Annotated in this window: 29 protein-coding genes and 1 tRNA gene; 17 read left to right on the forward strand and 13 right to left on the reverse strand. The window is 54.8% G+C overall.

The annotated features are described in order from the left end of the window. The first annotated feature begins 38 nt into the window (after positions 1–38). On the forward strand, positions 39–2,330 hold the full coding sequence (locus tag AC2FHX_RS02525; protein ID WP_496700398.1) for a hybrid sensor histidine kinase/response regulator: 2,292 nt from the start codon (positions 39–41) through the stop codon (positions 2,328–2,330). Positions 2,331–2,334: 4 nt separating this feature from the next. Here AC2FHX_RS02525 and AC2FHX_RS02530 read toward each other — a convergent pair whose 3' ends face one another. Then, complete coding sequence (locus AC2FHX_RS02530) at positions 2,335–2,928, reverse strand: sulfotransferase family 2 domain-containing protein (protein WP_281972075.1); 594 nt, start codon at positions 2,926–2,928, stop codon at positions 2,335–2,337. A gap of 192 nt (positions 2,929–3,120) precedes the next feature. Here AC2FHX_RS02530 and recA point away from each other — a divergent pair, with 192 nt between their 5' ends. The 6 genes from recA (at position 3,121) to AC2FHX_RS02560 (ending at position 9,255) form a co-directional block, all read left to right on the forward strand. Further along, positions 3,121–4,185: a recombinase RecA gene (recA, locus tag AC2FHX_RS02535; protein WP_142633714.1), complete on the forward strand. Its 1,065-nt coding sequence runs from the start codon at positions 3,121–3,123 to the stop codon at positions 4,183–4,185. Positions 4,186–4,361: 176 nt separating this feature from the next. After that, positions 4,362–7,034, forward strand: coding sequence for an alanine--tRNA ligase (gene alaS, locus AC2FHX_RS02540; RefSeq protein ID WP_496700397.1), 2,673 nt, complete (start codon positions 4,362–4,364; stop codon positions 7,032–7,034). A gap of 4 nt (positions 7,035–7,038) precedes the next feature. Then, entirely contained in the window at positions 7,039–7,326 is a 288-nt protein-coding gene (locus AC2FHX_RS02545) for a DUF1330 domain-containing protein (RefSeq protein ID WP_142633718.1), read from the forward strand. Positions 7,327–7,795: 469 nt separating this feature from the next. Then, positions 7,796–8,317 (forward strand): transglutaminase-like cysteine peptidase, encoded by a 522-nt coding sequence (locus tag AC2FHX_RS02550; protein WP_246097162.1) that lies wholly within the window; start codon positions 7,796–7,798, stop codon positions 8,315–8,317. A gap of 124 nt (positions 8,318–8,441) precedes the next feature. Next, positions 8,442–8,843, forward strand: a complete 402-nt coding sequence (locus AC2FHX_RS02555; RefSeq protein ID WP_496730405.1) for a hypothetical protein — start codon at positions 8,442–8,444, stop codon at positions 8,841–8,843. 241 nt (positions 8,844–9,084) lie between these two features. Beyond that, a complete protein-coding gene (locus tag AC2FHX_RS02560) occupies positions 9,085–9,255 on the forward strand; it encodes a hypothetical protein (protein WP_185956608.1) in 171 nt (56 codons plus the stop codon). A gap of 190 nt (positions 9,256–9,445) precedes the next feature. Here AC2FHX_RS02560 and typA read toward each other — a convergent pair whose 3' ends face one another. Next, a complete protein-coding gene (gene typA / locus AC2FHX_RS02565; RefSeq protein ID WP_271947178.1) occupies positions 9,446–11,263 on the reverse strand; it encodes a translational GTPase TypA in 1,818 nt (605 codons plus the stop codon). 76 nt (positions 11,264–11,339) lie between these two features. Next, positions 11,340–11,675 carry a DMT family transporter gene (locus tag AC2FHX_RS02570; RefSeq protein ID WP_142633723.1) on the reverse strand — a complete coding sequence of 112 codons (336 nt, stop codon included), beginning with the start codon at positions 11,673–11,675 and terminating at the stop codon, positions 11,340–11,342. A gap of 175 nt (positions 11,676–11,850) precedes the next feature. On the opposite strand from AC2FHX_RS02570, the gene AC2FHX_RS02575 reads away from it, so the two are divergent. Beyond that, the gene (locus tag AC2FHX_RS02575; RefSeq protein ID WP_271947174.1) at positions 11,851–11,982 is read left to right on the forward strand and encodes a hypothetical protein; all 132 of its coding nucleotides are present in this window, start codon (positions 11,851–11,853) and stop codon (positions 11,980–11,982) included. Between the two features lie 54 nt (positions 11,983–12,036). Here the strand turns inward: AC2FHX_RS02575 and AC2FHX_RS02580 are convergent, their stop codons facing one another. From AC2FHX_RS02580 to AC2FHX_RS02590, 3 genes are read right to left on the reverse strand one after another with little or no spacing between them, the layout of a single operon-like run. Then, the gene (locus tag AC2FHX_RS02580) at positions 12,037–13,194 is read right to left on the reverse strand and encodes an HD domain-containing protein (RefSeq protein ID WP_496700395.1); all 1,158 of its coding nucleotides are present in this window, start codon (positions 13,192–13,194) and stop codon (positions 12,037–12,039) included. Continuing rightward, positions 13,191–13,436, reverse strand: coding sequence for a hypothetical protein (locus AC2FHX_RS02585; protein WP_142633727.1), 246 nt, complete (start codon positions 13,434–13,436; stop codon positions 13,191–13,193). The genes AC2FHX_RS02580 and AC2FHX_RS02585 overlap by 4 nt, the downstream gene beginning before the upstream one ends. Further along, on the reverse strand, positions 13,436–14,089 hold the full coding sequence (locus AC2FHX_RS02590) for an alpha/beta hydrolase (RefSeq protein WP_142633729.1): 654 nt from the start codon (positions 14,087–14,089) through the stop codon (positions 13,436–13,438). The genes AC2FHX_RS02585 and AC2FHX_RS02590 overlap by 1 nt, the downstream gene beginning before the upstream one ends. 178 nt (positions 14,090–14,267) lie before the next feature. Between AC2FHX_RS02590 and iscR the strand changes: the two genes are divergently transcribed. The 9 genes from iscR (at position 14,268) to AC2FHX_RS02635 (ending at position 21,925) form a co-directional block, all read left to right on the forward strand. Continuing rightward, a complete protein-coding gene (gene iscR, locus AC2FHX_RS02595) occupies positions 14,268–14,726 on the forward strand; it encodes a Fe-S cluster assembly transcriptional regulator IscR (RefSeq protein ID WP_142633731.1) in 459 nt (152 codons plus the stop codon). 48 nt (positions 14,727–14,774) lie between these two features. After that, positions 14,775–15,854, forward strand: a complete 1,080-nt coding sequence (locus AC2FHX_RS02600; RefSeq protein WP_496700394.1) for a cysteine desulfurase family protein — start codon at positions 14,775–14,777, stop codon at positions 15,852–15,854. An 18-nt stretch (positions 15,855–15,872) separates the two neighbouring features. Next, complete coding sequence (gene sufB / locus AC2FHX_RS02605) at positions 15,873–17,393, forward strand: Fe-S cluster assembly protein SufB (protein ID WP_142633735.1); 1,521 nt, start codon at positions 15,873–15,875, stop codon at positions 17,391–17,393. Positions 17,394–17,463: 70 nt separating this feature from the next. Further along, the gene (gene sufC, locus AC2FHX_RS02610) at positions 17,464–18,219 is read left to right on the forward strand and encodes a Fe-S cluster assembly ATPase SufC (RefSeq protein WP_496700393.1); all 756 of its coding nucleotides are present in this window, start codon (positions 17,464–17,466) and stop codon (positions 18,217–18,219) included. Next, positions 18,219–19,499 (forward strand): Fe-S cluster assembly protein SufD, encoded by a 1,281-nt coding sequence (gene sufD / locus AC2FHX_RS02615; RefSeq protein WP_496700392.1) that lies wholly within the window; start codon positions 18,219–18,221, stop codon positions 19,497–19,499. The genes sufC and sufD overlap by 1 nt, the downstream gene beginning before the upstream one ends. Beyond that, complete coding sequence (locus AC2FHX_RS02620; RefSeq protein WP_142633741.1) at positions 19,499–19,984, forward strand: YIP1 family protein; 486 nt, start codon at positions 19,499–19,501, stop codon at positions 19,982–19,984. The genes sufD and AC2FHX_RS02620 overlap by 1 nt, the downstream gene beginning before the upstream one ends. Then, positions 19,981–20,547 (forward strand): YIP1 family protein, encoded by a 567-nt coding sequence (locus AC2FHX_RS02625; protein WP_496700391.1) that lies wholly within the window; start codon positions 19,981–19,983, stop codon positions 20,545–20,547. The genes AC2FHX_RS02620 and AC2FHX_RS02625 overlap by 4 nt, the downstream gene beginning before the upstream one ends. Positions 20,548–20,561: 14 nt before the next feature. Continuing rightward, positions 20,562–21,782: a cysteine desulfurase gene (locus AC2FHX_RS02630; RefSeq protein WP_496700390.1), complete on the forward strand. Its 1,221-nt coding sequence runs from the start codon at positions 20,562–20,564 to the stop codon at positions 21,780–21,782. A 66-nt stretch (positions 21,783–21,848) separates the two neighbouring features. Continuing rightward, positions 21,849–21,925 (forward strand) — tRNA-Arg (locus tag AC2FHX_RS02635). A 121-nt stretch (positions 21,926–22,046) separates the two neighbouring features. Here AC2FHX_RS02635 and AC2FHX_RS02640 read toward each other — a convergent pair. From AC2FHX_RS02640 to AC2FHX_RS02670, 7 genes are all read right to left on the reverse strand, one after another. Next, a complete protein-coding gene (locus tag AC2FHX_RS02640) occupies positions 22,047–23,087 on the reverse strand; it encodes a site-specific integrase (RefSeq protein WP_496700389.1) in 1,041 nt (346 codons plus the stop codon). Then, complete coding sequence (locus AC2FHX_RS02645) at positions 23,066–23,281, reverse strand: hypothetical protein (RefSeq protein WP_496700388.1); 216 nt, start codon at positions 23,279–23,281, stop codon at positions 23,066–23,068. Before AC2FHX_RS02645 ends, AC2FHX_RS02640 begins: the two co-directional genes overlap by 22 nt. Before the next feature lie 250 nt (positions 23,282–23,531). Beyond that, positions 23,532–23,915: an HNH endonuclease gene (locus AC2FHX_RS02650; RefSeq protein WP_496700387.1), complete on the reverse strand. Its 384-nt coding sequence runs from the start codon at positions 23,913–23,915 to the stop codon at positions 23,532–23,534. Next, positions 23,912–24,385, reverse strand: a complete 474-nt coding sequence (locus AC2FHX_RS02655) for a NinB/YbcN family protein (RefSeq protein WP_496700386.1) — start codon at positions 24,383–24,385, stop codon at positions 23,912–23,914. The genes AC2FHX_RS02650 and AC2FHX_RS02655 overlap by 4 nt, the downstream gene beginning before the upstream one ends. Continuing rightward, positions 24,385–24,561 (reverse strand): hypothetical protein, encoded by a 177-nt coding sequence (locus tag AC2FHX_RS02660; RefSeq protein ID WP_496700385.1) that lies wholly within the window; start codon positions 24,559–24,561, stop codon positions 24,385–24,387. Before AC2FHX_RS02660 ends, AC2FHX_RS02655 begins: the two co-directional genes overlap by 1 nt. Further along, entirely contained in the window at positions 24,545–24,814 is a 270-nt protein-coding gene (locus tag AC2FHX_RS02665; RefSeq protein ID WP_496700384.1) for a hypothetical protein, read from the reverse strand. Before AC2FHX_RS02665 ends, AC2FHX_RS02660 begins: the two co-directional genes overlap by 17 nt. Beyond that, a complete protein-coding gene (locus tag AC2FHX_RS02670) occupies positions 24,814–25,752 on the reverse strand; it encodes an ATP-binding protein (RefSeq protein ID WP_496700383.1) in 939 nt (312 codons plus the stop codon). The genes AC2FHX_RS02665 and AC2FHX_RS02670 overlap by 1 nt, the downstream gene beginning before the upstream one ends. Between the last annotated feature and the right edge of the window lie 60 nt (positions 25,753–25,812).

Below are 25,812 nucleotides of genomic sequence, written 5' to 3' on the forward strand. Positions count from 1 at the left end.
GCGTTGGGTTACACCTAGCCCGGCAAGTTGAGTATTTAATGTCCGATACCGCAGATTTCTATTCTGACCCAAAGTTACGAAATTCACCAAGCGGTTTGCGTCTAGCACCATTGGTTGCGCTAGGGGTGTTGCTCTCACTGCTGCCGCTGGCAGGAATCATTCCCCAAGCCTGGAATCTCGGCCTTGTGGTGGCAGGTGTGTCTTTGCTTTCTGCATCACTGTTGGTCGTGGTGAGGGCGCTGATTTCCGACGACTCGGTACGTCGAGAGCTTAGGGTTATGGAGGTTTTTGCCGAAGAAGAACTGTACCCTTGCGCGATTGCCAATGCACAGGGTGATGTTCTGATTTGCAATTCTCATGCCCGGGCTCAGCTCCATGTTTTTCCCGGCAACCGGCTGGATGAAGGTCTAAAGTCTATTTTTGCCAACCCGTCGGCAATTCTGCTGCGCCTGCAGTCTTTGGCCGAGATCCATGGCCGTGCAAGAGAAGACGTTGTCACTTTGGAGACAACCGTACCGATTTCTGTTCTCGGTGTTGGGAATAATTTTTTCTTTTGGCGGTTTCATCTGGATGGAACAGGTCAGTGGGATGCTGTGCCTGTGCCCATTTTGACTGAAGGCAGAAACGGAGCATTGCTGCGGATCAACGGGGCGGCGGAACAAATCCTGGGGCAACGACCCGACAACCTTGCACAGGTTCTGACTGGCGCGCAGCCCGAATTGGGTGAGGTTGTGCAGGTACAGACGGCACAGGGGCCAATTCCGGCTACGATGGCCGAACTGTCTCGGTCGGGAACCACGCGCGATTTGCTTGTTCTACCGCTTGATCGTGCACAGGAAAGTGGAATTGGCGCGTCATTTGTGGATCTTCCGGTCCCGGTAATGACCCTGTCTCCCGACGGGAGCATCCTTGAGGCCAACAGGCTGGCAACGCGTCTTGTCGGAAACATAGAGCCCGGAGAATCCAATGTTGTGCATATCATGCATGGTCTGGGGTATCCGGTTCTGGATTGGCTGACGCAGGCTTCAAATGAGGGCGCCGTTCCACGATCTGAATTCCTGAGGCTGACACGGGAAGACCGCGAGATATTCGTACAGGTCACATTGAAACGTGTGCTGAGCGAGGGAGAAGTCAGACTGATTGCGGTTCTGAATGATGCTACCGAACTCAAGACTTTAGAGGCGCAATTTGTGCAGGGACAAAAAATGCAGGCCGTTGGCCAACTGGCTGGGGGTGTAGCGCATGATTTCAACAATTTACTAACGGCGATTTCCGGACATTGCGATCTTCTGCTTTTGCGGCACGACCAGAATGACCCTGACTACGGGGATCTTGTACAAATCAATCAGAACGCAAACCGTGCTGCAGCTTTGGTGAGCCAACTGCTGGCCTTTTCGCGCAAACAGACTTTGCAGCCGGAAATCCTGGATCTCAGAGATACGATCTCAGACCTTATTCATCTGCTAAATCGTCTGGTCGGAGAAAAGATTAAGCTGACACTCAGCCACGATCCCGTTCTGAAAGCGGTTCGTGCGGATAAACGCCAGCTAGAGCAGGTGTTGATGAACCTTGTCGTAAATGCCCGCGATGCAATGCCTGAAGGTGGTGAGGTCAGGATCGAAACCGAAGTGGTCGTGCTGACAGAACGCTTCACAAGGGATCGCGCTACGGTACAACCTGGTGAATACGTCACCGTCAAAGTCATTGATAGCGGTACGGGGATTGCCCCCGATAAGCTACAGAAAGTGTTCGAGCCTTTCTTTACAACCAAACGCACGGGTGAGGGGACAGGTTTGGGCCTGTCGACTGTCTACGGAATTGTAAAGCAAACCGGCGGTTTTATTTTTGTCGACAGCATTCAGGGGAGAGGGACCGAGTTTATTGTGTACCTGCCGGTTTCAACCGCCCCCAAAAAAACCGAGGCAGCGCCTGCGCAATCCCCTGAGAATCCAACGGTTCGCCAGGGTGAGGGTGTCGTGCTGCTGGTCGAAGACGAAGCCCCGGTTCGGGCCTTTGCTACCCGCGCACTGAGGTTGAAAGGCTACACTGTGCTCGAGGCCGATTCGGGAGAAGAGGCTCTGAGGCTTCTCGAAGATGGCACATTGAATGTTGACGCATTCGTCACCGATGTGGTCATGCCCGGATTGGATGGTCCGACCTGGGTTCGTATGGCTAAGCAGAGCAGGCCAGATGTCCGGGTCATATTCATGTCTGGATACACAGAGGGTGCGTTTGGCGATTCCGGACCAGAGATTTCCGATTCAACTTTCCTGCCCAAACCATTTTCACTAAACCAACTGACCGAAGCTGTTTTTCAGCAGATCAATTAGGGTTTCAAAGTGCCGAGGCGTGGCAATCGAATTCCGCGGAGTGTGTGTTGCGGAACTTGGTCAATGTCTCTGCGCCCAGTGTTAGGTCTCGTGTGGGTGACACGTTTTCGCGTTGCAGCCGGATATCCATATTCAAGCGGTTTTGCAGGAAATCGAGAATTTTGTCCTGGTTTTCATATTTGAAGACATGGGTGGCGCCACGCCCGTTGTTGCGGGTGCGAAAAAATTGGCTCTGACTGCCGACATCGGCAAATTCAGGTCGGGGTGTGCGCATATAGGCCTGGATGAAATCATCAAAGCTCAGGTCATGTGTTGAATGCGGGTGGTCAAGACGCTCTTGGCGGCCGCGAAACCTGTACCAACTGCCCAGCCAATCGACCGGTTCACGAACAACCGCCATGATTTCCATCTCAGTATCGTACATTTTACGGAAAATGTTCTGGAAAAACCGATCATACCGGCGGACAGGTGCGTGTTTCAGATCTGGCGGATCGGTGACAACCAGATCGGCACGGTCCCGCAAAGCCGTATGATAAGCGGTGCTGCCGGTTTTTGGGACAGCCAGAAACGCAAGGCGTTCTTCATAAAAAACAAGCATTTATTCGTCCATCGGCAGTAATTATCTCCAGCTCAGATTGGCGTAAACGACTCCTTAATACAATTGCAGAACAGTAAGTAATGTAAGTTTTAGTTGAAATGTTCTCTTTTTGGTCCCATAAGGAACAAGAGGCGAACAAAGCAGCGATTGCCGCCCGTTCAAGGGTGTGACAAAAGGGAAGGCGACAGGACAATGGCGGATCTTCTGACGATGAGCGACAAGAAAAACGCAGATAAGCAAAAGGCGCTCGACAGCGCGCTGGCACAGATCGAACGGCAGTTCGGCAAAGGCTCGATCATGAAGCTGGGCGAGGATTCCAAACAGGACATCGACGCCAGTTCGACCGGATCGCTGGGTCTGGATATCGCTCTGGGAATCGGCGGCCTGCCGATGGGCCGGATCGTTGAAATCTATGGCCCGGAAAGTTCAGGCAAAACAACGCTGACACTGCACTGCATCGCAGAACAGCAGAAACATGGCGGTGTATGCGCATTTGTCGATGCGGAACATGCGTTGGACCCGCAATATGCGCGCAAACTGGGCGTCGATTTGGACGAGTTGCTGATTTCGCAACCCGACACCGGCGAACAGGCGCTTGAGATTACCGATACGCTGGTCCGTTCGGGCGCGGTGAACATGGTCGTGGTTGACTCGGTCGCGGCGCTGACGCCGAAATCTGAACTCGAAGGCGATATGGGCGACAGCAGCGTTGGTGTGCAGGCCCGGCTGATGAGCCAGGCAATGCGTAAACTGACGGGTTCGATCAGCCGCTCGAACTGTATGGTGATCTTCATCAACCAAATCCGGATGAAAATCGGCGTGATGTTCGGCAGCCCGGAAACCACCACCGGTGGTAACGCCCTGAAATTCTACAGCTCGGTCCGTTTGGATATTCGTCGGATCGGTGCGATCAAGGACCGGGATGAGGTTGTTGGCAACCAGACCCGTGTGAAGGTCGTTAAAAACAAAGTGGCACCGCCCTTCAAGCAAGTTGAATTCGACATCATGTATGGCGAAGGCATCAGTAAAATGGGCGAGCTGCTGGATCTGGGCGTCAAGGCCGGTGTGGTCGAGAAATCGGGTTCGTGGTTCAGCTATGGTGATGAGCGGATCGGGCAGGGGCGTGAGAATGCCAAGCAGTATCTGCGCGACAACAACCGCATCGCGTTTGAGATCGAGGACAAGATTCGCGCGGCACATGGGCTGGAATTCGATGTACCGCCTGGCGCGGAAGAGGATGATATCCTCGAGGCATAATAGGTCCGGGAAGAAAGCGACATTTGCCGCTCTTTCCTAGGAACTGACCATAATTTCGAACAAGGCGGTCCGCAGGGGCCGCCTTGTTCCGTTCTGCGACGCTCGCCTGTGGACTATCCCGGGGGACGGGGATAAACCCTTTTCGAAACAAACTGTTTGCGCGCCGAGAGAGCCCCATGTCAACGTTGAACGAAATCCGATCGACCTTTTTGAACTACTTTGCCAAACAGGGACACGAAGTAGTGGCATCCAGTCCCCTGGTGCCACGCAACGACCCGACATTGATGTTCGTCAACTCGGGTATGGTGCAATTCAAAAACCTGTTCACCGGTGTCGAAGCCCGTGACTATCAGCGCGCGACGACAGCACAGAAATGTGTTCGGGCCGGTGGCAAGCACAACGACCTGGACAATGTCGGCTATACTGCGCGTCACCACACATTCTTTGAGATGTTGGGCAATTTTTCGTTCGGCGACTACTTCAAGCCCGAAGCAATTCCATTCGCATGGGAATTGATCACCAAGGAATTCGGAGTCGATAAAAACCGCCTTCTGACAACGGTTTACCACACCGATGACGAAGCGTTCGAGATATGGAAGAAGGTGGGCGTCCCCGAAGATCGGATCATCCGTATCGCAACCAGTGACAATTTCTGGCAGATGGGACCGACCGGCCCGTGCGGTCCCTGCACCGAGATTTTCTACGACCACGGGGATCATATCTGGGGCGGCCCTCCGGGTTCGCCTGAGGAAGACGGTGACCGGTTCATCGAAATCTGGAACATCGTTTTCATGCAGAACGAACAGTTCGAGGACGGCTCGATGGTCGAGCTCGACATGCAGTCTATCGACACCGGGATGGGGCTGGAGCGGATTGGTGCCCTATTGCAAGGAAGCCATGACAATTATGACACCGATCTGTTCAAGACCCTGATCGAGGCCTCGGCGAGTGCCACCAATGTCGATCCCTATGGAGATCAGAACGTACATCACCGCGTGATTGCGGATCACCTGCGGTCGACCTCGTTCCTGATTGCAGACGGGGTAATGCCCAGCAATGACGGGCGCGGCTATGTGCTGCGGCGGATCATGCGTCGTGCGATGCGGCATGCGCATCTGTTGGGTGCGAAGGATCCGGTGATGTATCAGCTGGTGCCGACATTGGTCCAACTGATGGGTGCTCAGTACACCGAACTTGGCCAGGCTCAGTCGCTGATCGAAGAGACGCTGTTGCTGGAAGAAACCCGCTTTAAGCAAACATTGGATCGCGGCCTGAAGTTGTTGGATGACGAGGTCTCTGACCTGCCAGAGGGTGCGGCACTGTCTGGAGAGGCCGCTTTCAAGCTGTATGATACATACGGTTTTCCGCTTGATCTGACACAAGATGCACTGCGTGAAAAAGGCCGGACGGTTGATACCGACGGGTTTGATACGGCGATGGCCGAGCAAAAGGCCAAGGCACGCGCTGCCTGGGCGGGATCGGGGGAAGCAGCGGACCAAGCCGTTTGGTTTGACGTTCTGGATATCGCGGGCGCTACGGATTTTCTTGGATACGATACAGAAAAGGCTGAAGGACAGGTCGCGGCAATGGTCGTGGATGGCGCTTTGGTCGACAAGATCGAGACAGGTTGTTCCGGCTGGGTCGTTGTGAACCAAACCCCGTTTTATGGTGAATCCGGTGGTCAGATAGGAGACACCGGCGAAATTCGTCGTTTGGAAGAGCGTGATGATGTCGCGCGGGTCGAGGACACCCGGAAATTTGCGGATGGCAAAATCTATGCTCATCGGGTCACGGTCGATCACGGTACCTTGTCCAAGGGAGACGCAGTTGAGCTTGAGGTAGACCATGTTCGCCGCACCGCCATCCGGGCCAACCATTCGGCCACACATTTGCTGCACGAAGCATTGCGGGAAACACTGGGTGACCATGTTGCGCAGCGCGGCTCTTTGAATGCCGCCGACCGGCTGCGGTTTGATTTCAGCCACTCAAAGGCGATGAGCCCCGAGGAAATTCGGCAAGTTGAACGCTCGGTCAACGCTTTCATCCGCCAGAACTCGACCGTCGAGACCCGGATCATGACACCAGATGATGCCCGGGAACTGGGTGCGCAGGCCCTTTTCGGTGAGAAATACGGCGACGAAGTTCGCGTGGTTTCGATGGGCAAAGCGCCAACTGGCAAAGGCCAGGATGGTGAGACCTGGTCGATCGAACTGTGTGGTGGAACGCATGTTCGCCAGACCGGTGATATTGGCGCGCTTGTTGTATTGGGGGATAGCGCCAGCAGTGCCGGTGTCCGGCGGATCGAAGCGCTTACCGGTGACGAAGCCATGGTTTACCTGACCGACCAGGACCAACGTTTGGGGCAGATCGCATCTGAGCTGAAAGCGCAACCGGATGACGTTGTATCTCGTGTCAAAGCTCTGTTGGATGAACGTAAATCCCTTCAAAATGAAGTTGCGCAGCTGCGCCGCGATCTCGCGATGGCTGGTGGTTCGGGGCAGGGCGGTAGCGCTGAGGCCAAAACGGTAAACGGTATCTCGTTCTTGGCTCAGTCCCTTACTGGCGTATCTGGCAAGGACTTACCCGCGCTGATCGACGAACACAAAAGCCGACTTGGATCGGGTGCTGTGTTGCTGATAGCGGATACCGGCGGCAAAGCAGCCGTCGCGGCCGGTGTTACAGCTGATCTGACAGATGCAATCTCGGCCGTGGATCTGGTTCGGGCGGCGGTTGCTGAACTTGGTGGAAAAGGTGGCGGTGGACGCCCTGACATGGCGCAGGGTGGTGGCAAGGACGCTTCGAATGCTGATGCCGCTATCAAGGCTGCAGAGAATATTCTTGGAGGTTAACAAAATGTCCGCACTTTGGATTGCACATGTCAGTGTTACTGACGCCGAATCCTATGGAAAATATGCCGAGCTCGCCGGGCCAGCGATTGCCAAACACGGTGGTGCGTTTATCGCGCGTGCTGCGCGATACGTGCAGTTGGAAGGCAAAGAACGGCCGCGCAACGTTGTCGCCAAATTCCCCTCATTGGAAGCCGCTGTAGAGTGTTATAATTCGGTGGAATATCAGCAAGCACTGGATCACGCGCGTGGTGCAAGTGAGCGGGAATTGGTGGTCGTAGAGATCACAGATTAGAATCACCCCGTGCGATCAGGGATTTAATACCCCTGTCAGCTTATTCATTGGGCGGTTTTCAGCCAAAAGATGGCCGCCCAATTATGACGTTGCGGCAAGCGTCGACCTGAAGTCCCATAAGTTTTTTATTTACAAGTAGTTAGCGGGTCTTGATGTCGAGCCTGCCAAAGGGTTCGTGTTTCGAATGTGGCGAGCAGCGCCAGATTCTTACCCAAAAATGCCATTTTCAATGACGGAATTCCGCCTCTTTTAGTTGCAAGATTTGAGACAGATTGCACAATTAGGCGTGTTTACCGATAGTTTCGGAAAACGGAATATGGTCCTGTTTTGCGGCAATCGCAGGGAAAACACGGATCGAGGGACAGGCATGGCGACCATGGGTACGGAATTTAGGGCCGTTAATGCGCGGATCTGGACTGGTTTTGGTAGAACTTTAGGAATCCTCGCATTGGCGTTGGGGTCCTCGGTTATGGCACCAGATGCGCAAGCGCGGGAAGGCAACTTTATCCGCACAGTCGCATCTTCGCCCCCGCCGTCTGGAGCGCGGCAACTGTGCCGTCAATACTCTTGGGCATGTTCCAGCAAGGCTTCGAATTCAATGTCGAGCCAGCAAGAGATGCAGATCATCAAAAAGGTCAACCGGCAGGTAAACGCGACCACCCGCTCAGTTACTGATCAGGCCCAATATAGAACTCGTGAACGTTGGGCACTGCCGACTTCGCGCGGTGGAGATTGCGAAGACTTTGCTCTGTTGAAGAAAAGGGATCTTATCCGTGCGGGCGTCGATCCGAGCAAACTTTTGATCGCAACTGTACTGGATACGCAGCGAAATTCTCATGCGGTTTTGGTTTATCGCTCGGCCAGTGGCGATCTGGTTCTGGATAACTTGACCAACCGCATCAAGCCCTGGTCGGCGACACGATATCTGTTTCTGCGGATGCAGGACCCTCGGCGGCCCAGTAAATGGGTTGGGGTCTTCGGCAGAAGCTGAGGAAAGCTAATCTCAGCTGGTTAGAATGCAAAAATGGCGAAGCTGCTGCTTCGCCATTTTCTGTAGTACCTAAATTAACTTACTTGGGGTTGCCCGGATTGTTGGTACCGTTCGGGTTCTGAGATTGGCCGCCTGGATTGGTTCCGTCGCTATGGCCAGAACGGTTGCCCTTGGGTCCACCGTCACCACCTTCGCCGCCGTCACCACCTTCGCCGCCGTCACCACCTTCGCCGCCGTCGCCACCTTCGCCGCCGTCACCACCTTCGCCGCCGTCGCCACCTTCGCCGCCGCCGCCACCTTCGCCGCCGTCACCACCTTCGCCGCCGTCACCACCTTCGCCGCCGTCACCACCGTCGCCGCCGTCACCACCGTCACCACCGTCGCCGCCGTCACCACCGTCGCCGCCGTCACCACCGTCGCCGTCATCACCATCGTCGCCGTCGTCACCATCGCCGCCGCCGCCGCCGCCGGTACCACCGCCGCCGCCGCCGCCGCCGGTACCACCGCCGCCGCCGCCACCGCCTGAACCACCACCGCCATTTTCATCAGCAGGGCCGTCTCCTGATCGTTGCTCATTTCCGAGAATAGATGCGGTTGGAAAGTCAGTTAGAACTGCTGCAAAAGCTGGGCAACTCTCCAATGTACGGGACAAGATGTCCTCGAAATCTGAGCGTCGCTGCAAATAGCGCAGCATCCGGGCGTCTACAACAGAACATGCACAAAGCGTTTCAGTCGATACCGACTGTTTGGCTGTTCGTATTGTACACATGTCTGAAGCTGAAGCGGATACAGCTGAAATAACTGGGAATGTTGCTGAAACAAATACTATTGAAAGTAAGCGAGACTTAATGCGCATGGCGCTACTCCTTGATACTCATTACTCAAAACTTGGCAGGCAAACAGGTGCCATACTTTGGACACAAATACATCCCTTTTGAGCCAGAATTACAAGTTTCCTAAAATTGTGAATGTTAAAAGTGAAACAACCTAAAGAAGAAAGTGTAGGTAAAACAAAAAGAAGGCCCGCTTTGAGAGCGAGCCTTCCAGGATGGGCCTTAATACGCGTGTGCGCAAATATGTCACGATTGTGTTATTGTTTCCAATCTGTGAACTGCATCACTGCAATGATCAGGCAGATCTTGCCATACGCTTGCGCTCGTGCGGATCCAGAAAGCGTTTGCGCAGACGGATTGCGTTCGGGGTCACTTCGACAAGTTCGTCATCGTCGATATAGGCGATCGCCTCTTCCAACGAGAACTGAATATGGGGTGTCAGGCGCACAGCGTCATCCGATCCGCTGGCCCGGACGTTGGTCAGCTTTTTCCCCTTCAGCGGGTTAACCTCAAGATCGTTGTCGCGCGAATGCTCGCCGATAACCATACCCTGATATACATCGGTCTGAGGGCCAACAAACATGCGGCCACGCTCTTCGAGGTTCCAAAGGGCATAGGCAACTGCCTGTCCGTTCTCCATCGAGATCAGAACGCCTGCGCGGCGGCCCGGAATTTGCCCTTTATGCGGTGCCCAGTCGTGGAACACACGGTTCAAAACGCCAGTACCGCGTGTATCTGTCAGAAATTCACCGTGATAACCGATCAACCCGCGTGACGGCACATGGGCGATGATGCGGGTTTTGCCTGTACCAGCAGGCCGCATCTCGGCCAATTCACCTTTGCGGACACCTGTTATCTTTTCAATGACCGAGCCGGAATACTCGTCATCCACGTCAATGGTGACTTCTTCGATGGGCTCTAGGCGCTGACCGTCTTCTTCGCGGAACAGGACCTGTGGGCGAGAGATGCTCAGCTCGAACCCTTCGCGGCGCATGTTTTCGATCAGAACACCCATCTGCAATTCGCCGCGTCCCGCAACTTCGAAGGCCTCACCGCCCGGAGTGTCGGTAATGCGAATGGCGACGTTTGATTCTGCTTCTTTCATCAAACGGTCGCGAATGACACGGGACTGAACCTTTTTACCGTCTCGGCCGGCAAGGGGCGAATCGTTGATACCAAAGGTCACTGTGATGGTCGGCGGGTCGATCGGCTGCGCGGGCAGAGCGTCTTCGACCTGTGGGGCAACAAGCGAGTCTGCCACGGTCGCTTTGCTCATACCTGCGATGGTGACGATATCGCCCGCCTCGGCCACATCAATGGGTTGCTGCCCCAAACCGCGGAAAGCCAGGATTTTTGAGGCGCGGAAGTTCTCGATAAGTGTTCCATCCCGGCTGAGCGCCTTGAGGGTGTCACCTGCCTTGAGCGTACCACTTTCGACACGGCCAGTCAGAATGCGGCCGATGAACGGGTCGCTGCCCAGTGTCGTGGCAAGCATCCGGAAGGGTTCGTCCTTGCGTTCGATCTGTTTGGGAGCAGGGACGTGGTCAACGATCAGGTCGAACAGTGCTGACAGATCCTTGCGGGGTCCTTCCAGCTCCATATCTGCCCAGCCCGACCGGCCTGAGGCGTACATTGAAGGGAAATCAAGCTGATCGTCATCCGCACCAAGGTTTGCGAACAGATCAAAGCATTCGTCCAGCGCGCGGTCTGGTTCGGCGTCGGGCTTGTCGACTTTGTTCAGCACCACAATCGGACGCAGACCCAGCGCCAGCGCCTTGGAGGTCACGAATTTGGTCTGCGGCATCGGACCTTCGGCAGCATCGACCAGCAGGACAACGCCGTCGACCATGCTAAGGATGCGTTCAACCTCGCCGCCGAAATCGGCGTGGCCCGGCGTATCGACGATATTGATCCGCGTGCCTTTCCACTCCACCGAAGTGGCCTTTGCAAGGATGGTGATACCACGCTCACGCTCGAGGTCATTGCTGTCCATGGCGCGTTCTGCGACAGCTTGATTTTCCCGGAACGCACCGGATTGTTTTAGCAGCTCATCGACCAGCGTTGTTTTGCCGTGGTCCACGTGAGCGATGATTGCGATATTGCGCAGGTCCATGAGAGGTCAGCCTTTGAACGGGAAGTTGACGCGCGCATAACGCGGCTCGGCGAAATATGCCAGCCCTAACCGATCGTCAGTGTCCTGCTGTACCGGAAAAGAGGTGTATGATTAGTATTCCACCCAAAATCATGCTGAGTCCAGCGATCCCGGGTAAATCCAACCTCTGACCAAAGACAATGAAACCGATGATGGCAATCAGCACGATTCCAAGGCCGGACCAGATTGCATAGACGATACCAACCGGCATGTATTTGAGCGTGAGGGCCATCAGATAAAAGGCAATTCCATAGCCAACAACCACAAGCACTGACGGCCAGAACCGGCTGAATTGCTGGCTGGCCTGAAGTGCAGTTGTACCAATCGTTTCGGCAACAACTGCCAACAGCAGTAGAAGATATGCTTTGGGCACGGTGGTCTCGCATTCAATAAGGTTGCATTGGGTTGAGCACGAAATGACCGATACCCGCAAGCGATAGCAGGAGTTTTCTGGCATCCGTCAGGGGTCAGGATTACCCGACTATGTGGATTTTCGGCAATGTGATACTTTGTCCGCGTTTTATCGTGTTTTTTTTATGAGTATCGCCATGACGAAATTTGCAAAATACGTCATCGCTCTTTCGGCACTTATTGTTGCGCTTGGGTGGCTTGCTGGCGGGGGGTCCGTCGAAACAAAAGCAGCCCGAAATGTTGAGCGATTGATTGGTACATCGGTTTAAGCGACTGCCGAATACAGGGAAAAGGGGTGTTATGCTCCTTTTTCCGCTGTGTTTTCAGCTTTCTGCAGTCTCAGAAAAGTAACCCCGAAGTAACGGATCCAGCCATGCCCACAGGGCTGGTGCACCGGGAATAATCACCGTGCCGACACGGCTGTGGATTTGTTCGTATGTGACGTTGTAATCAATCCAGGAACCGCCTCCTGTCTCGAGGTTGCCAACCGGGGTCTGGAAGCGATCAATCGCTTTGGCGAAACAGGCATCGGGGCTTTCGGCCTGTTCAAACTCCTGCCAGATCGACATGAATTCTTGATTTTGCACCTCTGGGAGCATTCCAAACAACCTTTGCGCCGCAGCAAGTTCCTCGGCGGCTTGTGCCGCGTGGTCGACCTGCCCATGAATTGGGTGATCACCGGCGTCAATTTCAACAATGTCGTGCAGCAAAAGCATCCTGAGGGCGCGGTTTACAGAAACGGAAGGGGCTGCATATTCGGACAGGACCCAGGCAAAAAGCATGATGTGCCAGGAATGTTCGGCTGAATTCTCAAACCGGTTATCATAGAGCAGACGCGATGCGCGCTGAACCGATTTGAGTTGGTCAGTTTCGGACAAGAAACCCAAACGCAAAGAAAGCTCGGAGGTTTCGAGTTTGCCTCCATTCAGCAGTGCTTGGGCAAGATTATATGCGTCCGGGAAAGCTTGTTGCAGATAGGCAGCGCGACCTTGTTTCAGGTTGTCATTCACGACAGCTAAATGCTCTGGGTTTGGCCGTTCTGCACACAGCACCTGAAACATCGGTTGCGACCGATCCAGAATCTTGGCGAATTTCGCGTCCGGAGTGGCGTCGGCCTCGAATTCTTGCCAAAGAGCCAGAAACGTCGTGGCCTGATCAGCAGGCAGCATGCCAAACAGCTCTTCAGCAGCTGTTTGTTCCGCCAATTCCAGTGCTTTCCAATCTGTTTTCAGGTGAATCGGGTGATCGCCTACGATGATTTCGACCAGATCATGCAGCAGTAGCATTTTGATCACGCGGTCGATATTCACGTCTGGCCCGGCAACCGGTTCCAAAACCAGGGCCCAAAGCGCCAGTTGCCAACTATGCTCAGCCGCGTTCTCTGGGCGAGACTGATCCAACAAGGCGTTGGCACGATTGACAGATTTCAACCTGTCCGCGCGTTTAAGAAAGTCGATTTGCGCGGACAGTCTTTGCGTCATTGTTTTTCTATAGCTTTCAGTTTTGACCGATGTTCGGTCAATTTTTCGACGACAAACTTGCGGGCCTTACGTTCGGCCATCCGGACACGGATCTCGGTCAGGAATGCTTCTTCCAATGTTTGTGAGGACGCCCCGATCACTTCGCCAACTTCCATGAAGAAGCGGTCGTTTCCTGTTTCGTCCATCACTTTCATTGTGTCTTCGGCCAGCTTGGAAGCAAGCCTGATGATCGTGTCGGACATTAGCGCGTGTTCTCTGTCAGCCGCCGTTTCACATAGTCACTTACGTCAGTGATCAGCGTATCCATGTGGCGATCCTGAAAGAAGTGGTCAGCACCCTCAACTTCGTTATGGGTGATTGTGATGCCCTTCTGTTCATGCAGCTTGTTAACCAATGCAGTGGTGTCTGCAGGCGGGGCTACCCGATCAGAGGATCCGTTGATAATCAGACCCGAAGAGGGGCAGGGCGCCAGGAACGAGAAATCATACATGTTGGCTGGCGGAGAAACGCTGATGAAACCGGTAATCTCAGGGCGGCGCATAAGCAGTTGCATCCCGATCCAGGCTCCGAACGAGAACCCTGCGACCCAGCAGTGTTTCGAATTGTTGTTCATCGACTGCAGGTAGTCCAGTGCCGATGCCGCATCACTCAGCTCGCCTACGCCCTGGTCATATTCGCCCTGGCTGCGGCCAACACCGCGAAAGTTGAACCGCAACACGGTGAAACCCATGTTGTAGAACGCATAGTGCAGATTATAGACCACCTTGTTGTTCATGGTCCCGCCAAATTGAGGATGCGGGTGCAACACGATGGCGATCGGTGCGTCTTTTTCCTTTTGCGGGTGGTAGCGGCCTTCCAGGCGGCCTTCGGGTCCGGGAAAAATCACCTCGGGCATGTGTGCATAGGTCCTGTCTTTTTCTTCTGGGTGTCCGGAAATACTTGACGATAATCGTCGGACACCTTAGAACGGTTCTAATTGTGATAGTCGGCGCAAGGGCGCTGTCAGTCGGAGATACGCACTGGCAGCGGCGGCGTCAATGATTTCGCGCGTTAACTGCCATAAGGGAATGAGAATGAAGCTTTCGACCAAGGGTCGTTACGCGATGGTGGCCTTGGCTGATATCGCTCTTCAGTCTTCTGACGGACTGGTAACGCTGAGCGAAATTTCCGAACGGCAGGACATCTCGTTGCCTTATCTTGAACAGCTGTTCGTAAAGCTGCGCCGGGCCGAGCTTGTCTCGTCAGTGCGCGGTCCGGGCGGAGGTTATCGGTTGGCGCGCCCTGCGTCGGAAATCCGTGTAGTCGAAATTCTGTCCGCCGTCGACGAAACTGTAGACGCGTTGAAAAAGGGGGCAGGGGCATCCGGGGCCTCATCGGGCAGTCGTGCGCAATCGCTGACCAACCGATTGTGGGAAGGGCTAAGTGCCCATGTTTATGTGTTTTTGCATCAAACGCGGCTTTCTGATGTGATCAGGAACGACTTGGCGCCCTGTCCAGCTGTTCCCAATCTGTTCGCGGTCGTGGACGAGTAAGATGAATTTGCTTTGTCCATGTCCCTTTGGTTGCCAAAAGGTGCATCCATGAATCGTGTTTACCTTGATCATAACGCCACAACGCCAATTCGCCCCGAAGCGCGCGATGCGATGATCACGGCAATGGATCAGATCGGTAACCCTTCCTCGGTTCACGCTGAAGGACGAGCGGCAAAGGCCATGGTCGAGCGTGCACGGGCGCAGGTGGCCGAAGCTGTCGGGTGCCGACCGCAGGAAGTTATTTTTACCTCTGGTGCGACCGAAGCGGCTCGGGCCTTGCAGAATAGACCGAATAATTGCGATGTGTTCGTCGATGCAACGGCGCATGACGCGCTTTGGTCGCATCTTGATCTATCGAACTGCAACGAACGCCCGTTCGGACCTGGTCACATCTTAGCAATGGGGTTGGCGAATTCGGAAACAGGTATCGTTACCTTGCCACCGAAAAAGGTCGAAGGTCAGTGGCCCTATGGCGCACGGCGCGCCGATTGGTTGTTGCTGGATATTACACAGGCTGTTGGCCGTATTCCCTTTTCCTTCGTCTGGAGCGATGCGGATATGGCGGTTCTTTCGGCGCATAAAATCGGCGGTCCTAAGGGTGTTGGTGCTCTGATCCTAAAACAAGGGCTGGACATCAACCCGCTTGCGGTTGGTGGCGGGCAGGAAATGGGCCGGCGCTCCGGGACGGAAAACGTTGTTGGAATCGCGGGTTTTGGTGCCGCTGCCGAGGCCGCAGTGAAAGATCTGGCTAACGGTGTTTGGGAAAATGTTGCTAAATTTAGAAATATTCTAGAGAACGCTCTTGAGGCCGGATCGAAAGCGACTATTTTTGTCGGGAAAGATCAGGAGCGACTCCCCAACACTTTGTGTTTTGCAACTCCCGGATGGAAAGGGGAGACGCAGGTTATGCAGATGGATCTGGCTGGATTTGCGATCAGCGCAGGATCGGCCTGTTCAAGTGGCAAGGTAAAGACCAGCCGAGTTCTGACGGCAATGGGATATGACGAGGTAACGGCAGCCAGCGCAATTCGCGTATCGCTCGGCCCTTGGACAACAGAAGATGATGTGCTGCGTTTCGCGGATACGTGGCTGGAAAAAGAGAAAAAGCATCGCGCGCGTGCCGCGTGATCTGACGGAGGATAAGTCATGGCCGCTTTGGACCAGACTCAGGTAAAAGAAGGTGTCGATCAGGAAACCGTTGATGCGGTGCGCGAGGCCGGAACCTATAAATACGGCTGGAACACCGATATCGAGATGGAATACGCCCCAAAAGGTGTGAACCCCGATATCGTCCGTCTGATCTCGGACAAGAATGAAGAACCGGAATGGATGACCGAGTGGCGTCTGGCCGCGTTCGAACGCTGGACCAAGATGGAAGAGCCGAAATGGGCGATGGTCAGCTATCCCGAAATCGACTTCCAGAACCAGTATTACTATGCCCGTCCGAAATCGATGGAGGTAAAGCCGAAATCGCTGGATGAGGTGGATCCGAAGCTGCTGGCCACTTACGAAAAGCTTGGTATCCCGCTGAAAGAACAGATGATTTTGGCTGGCGTCGAAGGTGCCGAGGATATGCCCGCCGAAGGGCGCAAAGTGGCCGTGGATGCGGTGTTCGACTCGGTGTCCGTTGGCACAACCTTTCAGGCCGAACTGAAAAAGGCAGGTGTGATCTTCTGCTCGATCTCTGAAGCGATCAGGGAGCACCCCGAGCTGGTCAAGAAATACCTGGGCACCGTGGTTCCGGTATCGGACAATTTCTATGCCACGCTGAACTCGGCCGTGTTCTCGGACGGGTCATTTGTCTACATCCCGCCGGGCGTACGCTGCCCGATGGAGCTGAGCACCTATTTCCGCATCAATGCGGAGAACACCGGTCAGTTTGAACGTACCCTGATCATTGCCGATAAAGGCAGCTATGTCAGCTACTTGGAAGGCTGTACTGCGCCTCAGCGCGACACTGCGCAGCTGCATGCTGCCGTGGTTGAAATCATTATTGAGGAAGATGCCGAGGTAAAATACTCGACCGTTCAAAACTGGTACCCCGGGGATGAGAATGGCAAGGGCGGCATCTATAACTTTGTGACCAAGCGCGCGGATTGCCGCGGCGACCGGTCCAAGGTGATGTGGACGCAGGTTGAAACCGGCTCGGCCGTGACATGGAAGTACCCGTCCTGCATCCTGCGCGGCAATGAAAGTCAGGGTGAGTTCTATTCGATCGCGATTGCCAATAACTATCAGCAGGCCGACACTGGCACCAAGATGATCCACCTCGGCAAGAACACCAAGTCTCGGATCGTTTCGAAAGGGATCAGCGCGGGCAAGGCGCAGAACACCTATCGCGGGTTGGTCTCGATGCATCCGAAAGCCAAGGACAGCCGCAATTACACCCAGTGTGACAGCTTGCTGATCGGTGACAAATGCGGGGCGCATACGGTGCCCTATATCGAGGTCAAGAACAACTCATCGCGCGTCGAGCATGAAGCGACGACGTCGAAGGTCGATGATGATCAGCTGTTCTATTGCCGTCAGCGCGGTATGGACGAGGAAGAGGCCGTGGCCCTTGTTGTCAACGGGTTCTGCAAGGACGTGCTACAGGCACTGCCAATGGAATTTGCGATGGAGGCCCAGCAGTTGGTGGCCATCAGTCTCGAGGGATCTGTGGGTTAATCCCGACTTTCCCTGAATTTAGAACATACAGGGGGCATGACCCTCTTGCGATACGCCAAAGGAAATAAACATGCTGGAAATCAAAAACCTGCACGTCAAACTTGAAGAAGAAGACAAGCAAATCCTCAAAGGTGTCGACCTGAAGGTTGAGGCTGGCAAGGTACATGCGATCATGGGGCCAAATGGCTCGGGCAAATCGACGCTCAGCTATGTGCTGTCCGGTCGGGATGGGTATGAAGTGACCGAAGGCTCGGCGACCCTTGGTGGTGAGAACCTGTTCGAGATGGAACCGGAAGAGCGTGCAGCAGCCGGTGTTTTTCTGGCGTTCCAATATCCGGTTGAAATCCCGGGCGTTGGCAACATGACCTTTCTGCGCACCGCTGTGAATTCACAGCGCAAGGCCCGCGGGGAAGATGAGCTTTCGGCAGCCGATTTCCTGAAAGAGGTGCGCGCCAAGGCCAAATCGTTAAAGATCGATGCGGATATGCTGAAGCGCCCTGTGAATGTTGGCTTTTCTGGCGGTGAGAAAAAGCGCAACGAAATACTGCAAATGGCCATGCTAGAGCCCAAAATGTGCATTCTGGACGAGACAGATTCCGGTTTGGATGTAGACGCGATGAAACTGGTTGCCGAGGGCGTGAACGCGCTGCGCGACGAAGCGCGTGGCTTCCTTGTTATCACGCATTATCAGCGCCTTCTGGACCACATCAAACCTGATGTCGTGCATATCATGGCCGATGGGCGGATTGTAAAAACTGGCGGTCCCGAGTTGGCACTTGAGGTTGAAAACAACGGTTATGCCGACATTTTGGCCGAGGTGAACTGATGGCGTTGCCCCAAGCAAAACAGACTGCGACGGAGGAGCGGCTGGCTGTCCTGTCGTTGCCCGATGCCGGATGTACTCGCGCTGCGCGCGAGGACGCAATTGCCCGTGTGCGCCAAATGGGCTTGCCCAGCCGGCGCGACGAGTACTGGAAATACACCCAACCCGATACGCTCGTATCGGCTGATGCAGCGCATGCGGCGCTGTTCGAGTCGGACGAGCCGCAAATGTTCGATGAATTCGATCGCTTGAAGATTGTCTTCGTTGACGGAGTGTTCAATCCCGAAGAGTCCGATGATCTGACGCTCGAAGGTGTTTCGATCGACCGGCTTGAAGATATTTGCTGCAAAGATATCCATTGGGCCAAAGACTTGTACGGCGTTCTCGAAGCAAATGGACAAGTCCCGGTTCAGCGCCCGCTGGCCGCATTGAACACCGCATTTGCATCAGACGGAGTGGCCATCCATGTGACCGGTAAGCCATCGAAACCGATCAGCCTGATCTATCGCCATGCGTCCGAGGATTCGGATGCGATCCTGCATCACGTAGTGCGGGTCGAAACTGACGCCGAGGTTACCATTCTCGAAAACGGGCCGGCGGCATCGCGTTTCAACAAATGTATGGAAATTGACATTGCCGATGGTGGCTCGCTGCACCATGTGCGGGCCCAGGGTCGTGACCACGAGCGTCGTGCGGCGACGCATATGTTTACACGGTTGGGTGCCAATTCTGTCTACAAATCCTTCACCCTGACCATGAACGGTGTTCTGACCCGGAACGAACAGGTGATCGAATTGACCGGCGATGATGCGGTGGCGCACGTGGCCGGTGCCTGCGTCGGAGATGGCGACTTTCACCATGACGACACGGTATTCGTCACCCATGACGCGGTTGGTTGCGAAAGCCGCCAGGTGTTCAAGAAGGTGCTGCGGAACGGCGCGACCGGCGTGTTTCAGGGCAAGATCCTTGTGAAAGAGGGCGCCCAGAAAACAGACGGGTATCAGATCAGCCAGTCTTTGCTACTGGATGATGATAGTCAGTTCCTCGCCAAGCCCGAGCTTGAGATCTATGCCGATGACGTTGTCTGTTCGCACGGTTCGACATCAGGTGCGCTTGATGAAACGGCTCTGTTCTACCTGCGGTCTCGGGGTGTGCCCGTCAAAGAGGCAACAAATTTGCTGACCTTGTCGTTCCTGGCCGAGGCTGTGGAAGAGATCGAGGATGAAAGCCTTGCGGAGGCTATGGTTGACCGCCTTGAAGGCTGGCTTTCTCGGCGAAGCTGATGCCGGTAACGTCGGACATAGTGGCCACATACCGTGGACCAGGCCGGGTTGTAAGCCGGCTTCTGGATTTGGGCGAACGTGAGGACCGCGCTTTGGTCTTTGTAATGGCGTTCTGCGTGGTGGCATTCATTGCGCAACTGCCACGTTTGTCCCGGCGGGCGCATCTCGAAGACCTCGAGCTTAACATGCTGTTGGGCGGTGCCTTGCTTGGAACCGTCATTATCTTGCCGCTGTTCTTCTACCTTCTGGCCTTCGTGTCCCACGGTGCGGCGCGTCTGTTCGGCGGAAAGGGGACTGCCTATGGCGCAAGGTTGGCTCTGTTCTGGGCGTTGCTATCCTCGACGCCGTTGATTTTGCTGAACGGCCTTGTCGCTGGTTTTATCGGTCCGGGGACAACCATGACCACTGTCGGGTTGGTCTGGTTCGTCGTATTCCTGTGGTTCTGGTTTTCGGGCCTCAGGCAAGCGCAAAGGTATGCGGAATGAATCCGGCCGCGCTGAGTCAGATTGCTGTTCTGACCCTGACCAACCCTGCCGAAGCGGCAAGACGGTTGCTGGATCTGCGTCCCGGGCGTGAAGTTGTCTGGCTGGCATTCTTTCTGGCTGTCGTTCTGAACGGTGCCATCCAAATTGGTATCGAACAGATGGTCCCTGTCCCGCAGGGTGAACCGCTTCCCGTTTCTGATCCTGTTATTCTGAACCTTCTGCGTTCGTCAGGCGCGATGCTGCTCAGCGTGGTGGCTCTTCTTTTTGTTGGTCGTACTATCGGGGGCGTTGCGACATTCAAAGATATCCTGATCCTGACGATCTGGCTGCAATTCCTTCAGATCGCAGCGATGTCGGTAACGCTGATCGTTTCGATGGTTGTTCCATTTATGATGGTCATGTTTTTGCTGGCGACCGCACTTGTCAGCCTTTACGTCTCAATGCATTTCCTGAATGAAGCTCATAAGTTCAACTCGATGCTGAAATCTTTTGGGGTCATTCTGTTATCCGCACTGATTTCAATCTCATTTGTCCTCATGTTCACACCCAGCGGCCCGGTCTAGGGAAGAAAAATACGATGTTCGATCTGCAGAAAATTCGCGCTGACTTTCCGATCCTGTCCCGAGAGGTAAACGGCAAGCCGCTGACCTATCTGGACAATGGAGCATCAGCTCAGAAGCCACAGGTTGTCATTGACGCTGTGACGCGGGCTTATACCGAAGAATATGCAAATGTGCATCGCGGGCTGCACTATCTGTCCAATCTGGCGACCGAGAAATACGAATCCGTTCGTGGAACTATTGCCCGATTTCTGGGCGTAACGGATGAAGATGAAATTGTTCTGAACTCGGGCACGACCGAAGGCATCAATCTGGTCGCCTATGGCTGGGCGATGCCGCGTCTTCAGGCCGGGGACGAGATCGTCCTGAGTGTGATGGAGCATCATGCAAACATCGTACCCTGGCATTTCCTGCGCGAGCGTCAGGGAGTGGTGCTGAAATGGGTGGATGTGGATGCGGATGGTGGGCTTGATCCGCAAGCTGTCATTGATGCCATCGGTCCAAAAACCAAGCTGGTCGCGGTGACCCATTGTTCGAACGTGTTGGGCACGGTTGTGGATGTCAAAGCTATCACCGAAGGCGCCCATGCCAAAGGCGTCCCGGTGCTGGTGGATGGCAGTCAAGGCGCCGTGCATATGCCGGTCAATGTCCAGGATATCGGCTGCGATTTCTACGCCATCACCGGGCATAAGCTTTATGGCCCATCGGGATCGGGAGCGATTTACATCAAATCTGACCGGATGGCCGAAATGCGCCCGTTTATCGGTGGCGGTGACATGATCAAAGAGGTCAGCAAGGATCAGGTGATCTACAATGATCCACCGATGAAATTCGAGGCGGGAACTCCTGGCATCGTGCAAACCATCGGACTGGGCGTCGCTCTGGACTATCTGATGGACTTGGGGATGGACAACGTTGCTGCTCATGAAGCCGGGATCCGAGACTATGCGATGCAGAGGTTTGCAGGGCTGAACTGGATTCAGCTTCAGGGGACACGGCCGGACAAAGCGGCGATCTTTAGCTTCACTTTGGACGGTGCAGGCCACGCACATGACATTTCGACGATTTTGGATAAAAAGGGCGTCGCTGTTCGGGCCGGGCACCATTGTGCTGGACCATTGATGGATTTCCTCGGAGTCACCGCGACATGCCGCGCAAGTTTTGGTCTCTATAACTCGAAAGATGAGGTCGATACCCTGATCGAAGCGCTTGAACTTGCGCATGATCTGTTCGCGTGAAACCTGTTTGATCCGGGTCGATTTTCAGTTGCACCCGGACCGGAACAAGGTTAGCTAACGGCGCAGGCACCTGTAGCTCAGCTGGATAGAGCGCTGCCCTCCGAAGGCAGAGGCCAGAGGTTCGAATCCTCTCAGGTGCGCCATTCAACAAATATTATGAATACAAATCAAATGCTTATCCAGCTGGTTTCCACTTGGTTTTCAAGCGGTTTCCCAAATTCATTCTTTGTTCGTTCTCTTTTTCGGATTGTTTTTTGCGAGGCACTATCGCTTCCTTATGTCTAGGACTTTTCTTTCACCAGAAACCAGCACCCTTTTGTTCACGTCTCTGGTGTAATCCTCGATCTCTTTCAGGCTGTCGTGGCCGGTCCAAGCCCCGATCTGGTGTGGTGTCCATCCTGCGTAGACGAGAGACATCGCTCGGGCCTTTCGCAAACCGTGGGCAGTCCTGTCGTCGGGCAGCCCCGCGGATGATGCGGCCGCGCTGATGAACTGAGACAATGCCTTCTGACTTCGCGGCTTTCCATTGCGCGTGGTGATCCAAATCATGTCGCCGCTGATGCTATCGAGGAACATCTTCTGGTCGGTTTCAAGTAGGGGCGGTGGCGGGGCAGTGATCGGCACAACGGCAGTCCCGCCGGTCTTTTGCTGGACGAATTCCAGTATTCCGTCTTCGACTTTCTGCCACCCGAGGGTTCGCGCATCGACGCATCTCGCCCCGGTCCAGAACACGACTTCCATTGCCTGTCGCTCCGGTGTGCCGATTGCCCAATGCTTTCGGAACTTACTGATGTCGGCGGCTGTCCAGGGTTGATGTGGCTTCGGGTCGTATTTCGAGATTACAGCATCCCGCGCCGGGTTGGTGTCGATCGCACCTTGTTCTTTTGTGTACTCCAGAAGGGCGCGCCAGATCGTCCGACGGGGGCGGGCCGCTCCGGCTGATACCTTCGCGAGATCCTTGTTGATGTGATAGGTGCGCAGATCCGTGATTTTGCTGACGCCGTAGGCTTCGCTCATTTGATCGAGAATACGCCGCCAAACTACTTGCGTGCTGGGTGCGCGGCCCTCGAAAGATTTGGAGCCCTTGAAGGCTTCAATAGCTGCGGCAATCGTCCCCGCTTTTGCGCGCAGTTTTTTTTCGGGTTCAGCACTTCCGGCGGCAAGATACGCCTCAAGAAAACGCGGGTCATTTTCGGGAAGATTCGGCAGGGGAACCAAAGACCCACCGACACGGCGATAGACATAAACGCTGCCATTTGGCTTGGTTATCCGTTTGATGCCCTTCAACCGAATACCCTGTCGCATGTGTTTTCTTGCCCCTGTTTGCCCTCATAAGGGAGATTGTCGGCATAGGCGTCAAGGTCGGCGATATCGTATAACTTGTTTCCACCGTCTTTTTTGCAGGGCAATTCGAGGCCGCGGAACTTGGATGTCGAGACACCCAAATAGTACGCGGCAGCCTTTGCCTGCATCAGTCGTGGTGGAAACTGGAAGCTCATGTTCCCTCCTTTGGCTCGTCCTTCTGCTCAAGGGATAAGCGGGTCATGGGGTAGGGTCATTTTCTGACCAGCCGGCCCTCACTGCCGGTATCGGATTGCCGCTTGGGCGATCACAGCGCCGCTGATCGAATGTATCTCAGTATTCACTCGCGAATGCTCCTGTATGCTTTTGGTCGTTCCCACGGTTGTCTCCTTTTCCCCTTCCCGCCACTCACCAACGGGAAGGGGCACCCGGCACCATGCAAGGTGTTCAATCCTCGTCTCGCAGAACCACACCACCGCCGATCTTGCGCTTGAATTTGGAATTGCGACCACCGGGCAGGGGTGTCTTGCTCTGGTGGATTCCGAGATGCTTTGAGCGAATACGGCGGTCCTTGGATTTCCAAGCGACGTCGTTTGCAGTTTTGGCCTTGTGAGCCTCTTTCAGCGCCGGTTGCAGGTTGCTTTCGCGGTTCTCGCCGCCGTTGGCCAATGCCTGGACGTGGTCGATGTCCCAAGCGTCACCGGGTTGGATTTTGCGCCCGGTAATGCCGCACATGCCGCCGTGCGCTTCAAACACCCTCAGGCGAACGCGAGGCGGAACGCGCGTGTCAGGCGTGGCGCCGATCCATTCTTTGATCGCTCGGCCCGTCATGCTGCGTCTTTCTGGCGATAGCGGTTCTGGTACTTGGCAAGTTCCGGATCCGGCTCGGTTAGGTGTAGCCCCATTTGAAGGCTCTCGCGCTGAATGGTGTCCATGTATCGAACCATCTGCCGAACCTTCATCAGGCGGGTGACGCCGAAGTCCAGATCACGCATAACGCGCTGTTTGGTCTCAAAGGGCAGGGGCTTGATCATCGAGTCGTAGGCTTCACGAAACTCTGCGCTGTCTTCACGCATGATCGGGACACCGTGGCGCAACTTCCAGTCGGCCTGCACGTCAGCCGCATCCCTGTCGCCAAGCTGTTGGGCGACCTCAGCGGCCCAGAGCCACTGCAGGGAGTTTTGGTCCTTGGTGCGATCCCGCCCCTGAACCCATTCCACAGTGATCGGCAGTTTCAAGTTGCCAAGGAACCGGGTGAATTCGGACAGGTCGTCTTTGGTGTCGATCACGCGATGGGGCATCAGTTCGCGCCCATGACAGAGGCGTCTAAGATGGCCTCGGTTAGGACATCGGTTTCGATGCCTGTTTCAGCCGCGACCTGCTCGATAAGTTCGGAATGATCCGCACCTTGAGGCGTCGTCATTGCCTCGGCTTCGCGCTTGAAATACACATCAACGGCATCAGCTACGGCTTGCATTTTCATCCTCCGTTCTGTTGGTGATGATGTCGCCTTTGATGGTGGAAACGCTCACGCCAAGGTGCTCTGCCATGTCTGCAATGGTCATGGAGTGCATCATCTGTCGAACCGCCAATCGCCTTTGAATGACAGGCTTGGTTCTCCCGTGGCCTGCGCCGTAGTTGGGCTTTTGGCCAACGCCTGTCACCGCTCTAAGGCGCCTGTTGCACTGTTCGGCGTCCGCTTTCATATTTTCGAGAACTTCGAGCATCATCACGCAGCCTCCGGTTCATCTCTCTCGGGTTCCTCGGGCAGGTCGTCCTCTGGGTGAACGTACTGGTGTGTTGCTTCATCAAACTCCAAGCCAAGCTCTTTAGCGCGCTGAACGACCATCATTGAAACGTCCCGTCCTGCCTTCTTTGCACGACCGAGGAGTTCATTAATGTCGGTTGCGGTGTTGACATCTGGCAGTGTGTTCTCAAACCACTCCACCTCGCTCTTGCGTTCAATCTGGGCCTCAGAAAGAGCATTCAGGCCCTCTTTGACCTTTGCCAAAACATCAGCGAGGCAGGTTTTGAACTCGACCGAGGAAGCTTCTGGCACAACCATCATCCCCAAATCGGCGGGATCTTTGCCGAATGACGTTTCGGTTGGCGAGAACATCAGTTGACGCTGCTTGTTGTAGATGGAAATTCGGGCAATGACGTCACTATCGGTCAGGACTAAATCCTTAGAGCCACCCTGAATTTTCAGGCGCTCTTTGACGATTTCACCGTCTGCCTTTTCATCCATGTGCGACAGCAGGATGACATCCTTACCAAATCCACGCAGTCGTCTAAGGAAGGCATTGAAACGAACGCCAAGCTGGCCCCAACCGCGTTGATTCAGCGCGCCCGCCGATGCAAGTCTGGGGGCGCTGTTAATGATGTCTTGCGTCAGAGCATCAAGCGCTTTGCCAACGGTATCAATTATGATGGTGTCATAGGGGGCAAGATCGTCGGATGACATGTCAGTTATGTCCGACCATTTTGTAGCCAGCACGACGTCACCCCGATCAACCGCGCGATGCGCGCCGTGATCGAAGTCAATCAGCAATGGATTTGAAGCCGTAAATGCGAGGCTTGTTTTGCCTAACCCGGGTTGAGAATAGATGGTCATCACCAGATTGGAGATTTCTATCGGATCGTATGAACTTGTGATTTTCAGGGGCATCTAACATTTCTCCAGTTGATGCGTTTCAGTTGATGGGCGACGGGACTTACTGAGCACCCC

The sequence above is a fragment of the Ruegeria sp. CDSC042 genome (assembly GCF_059610745.1).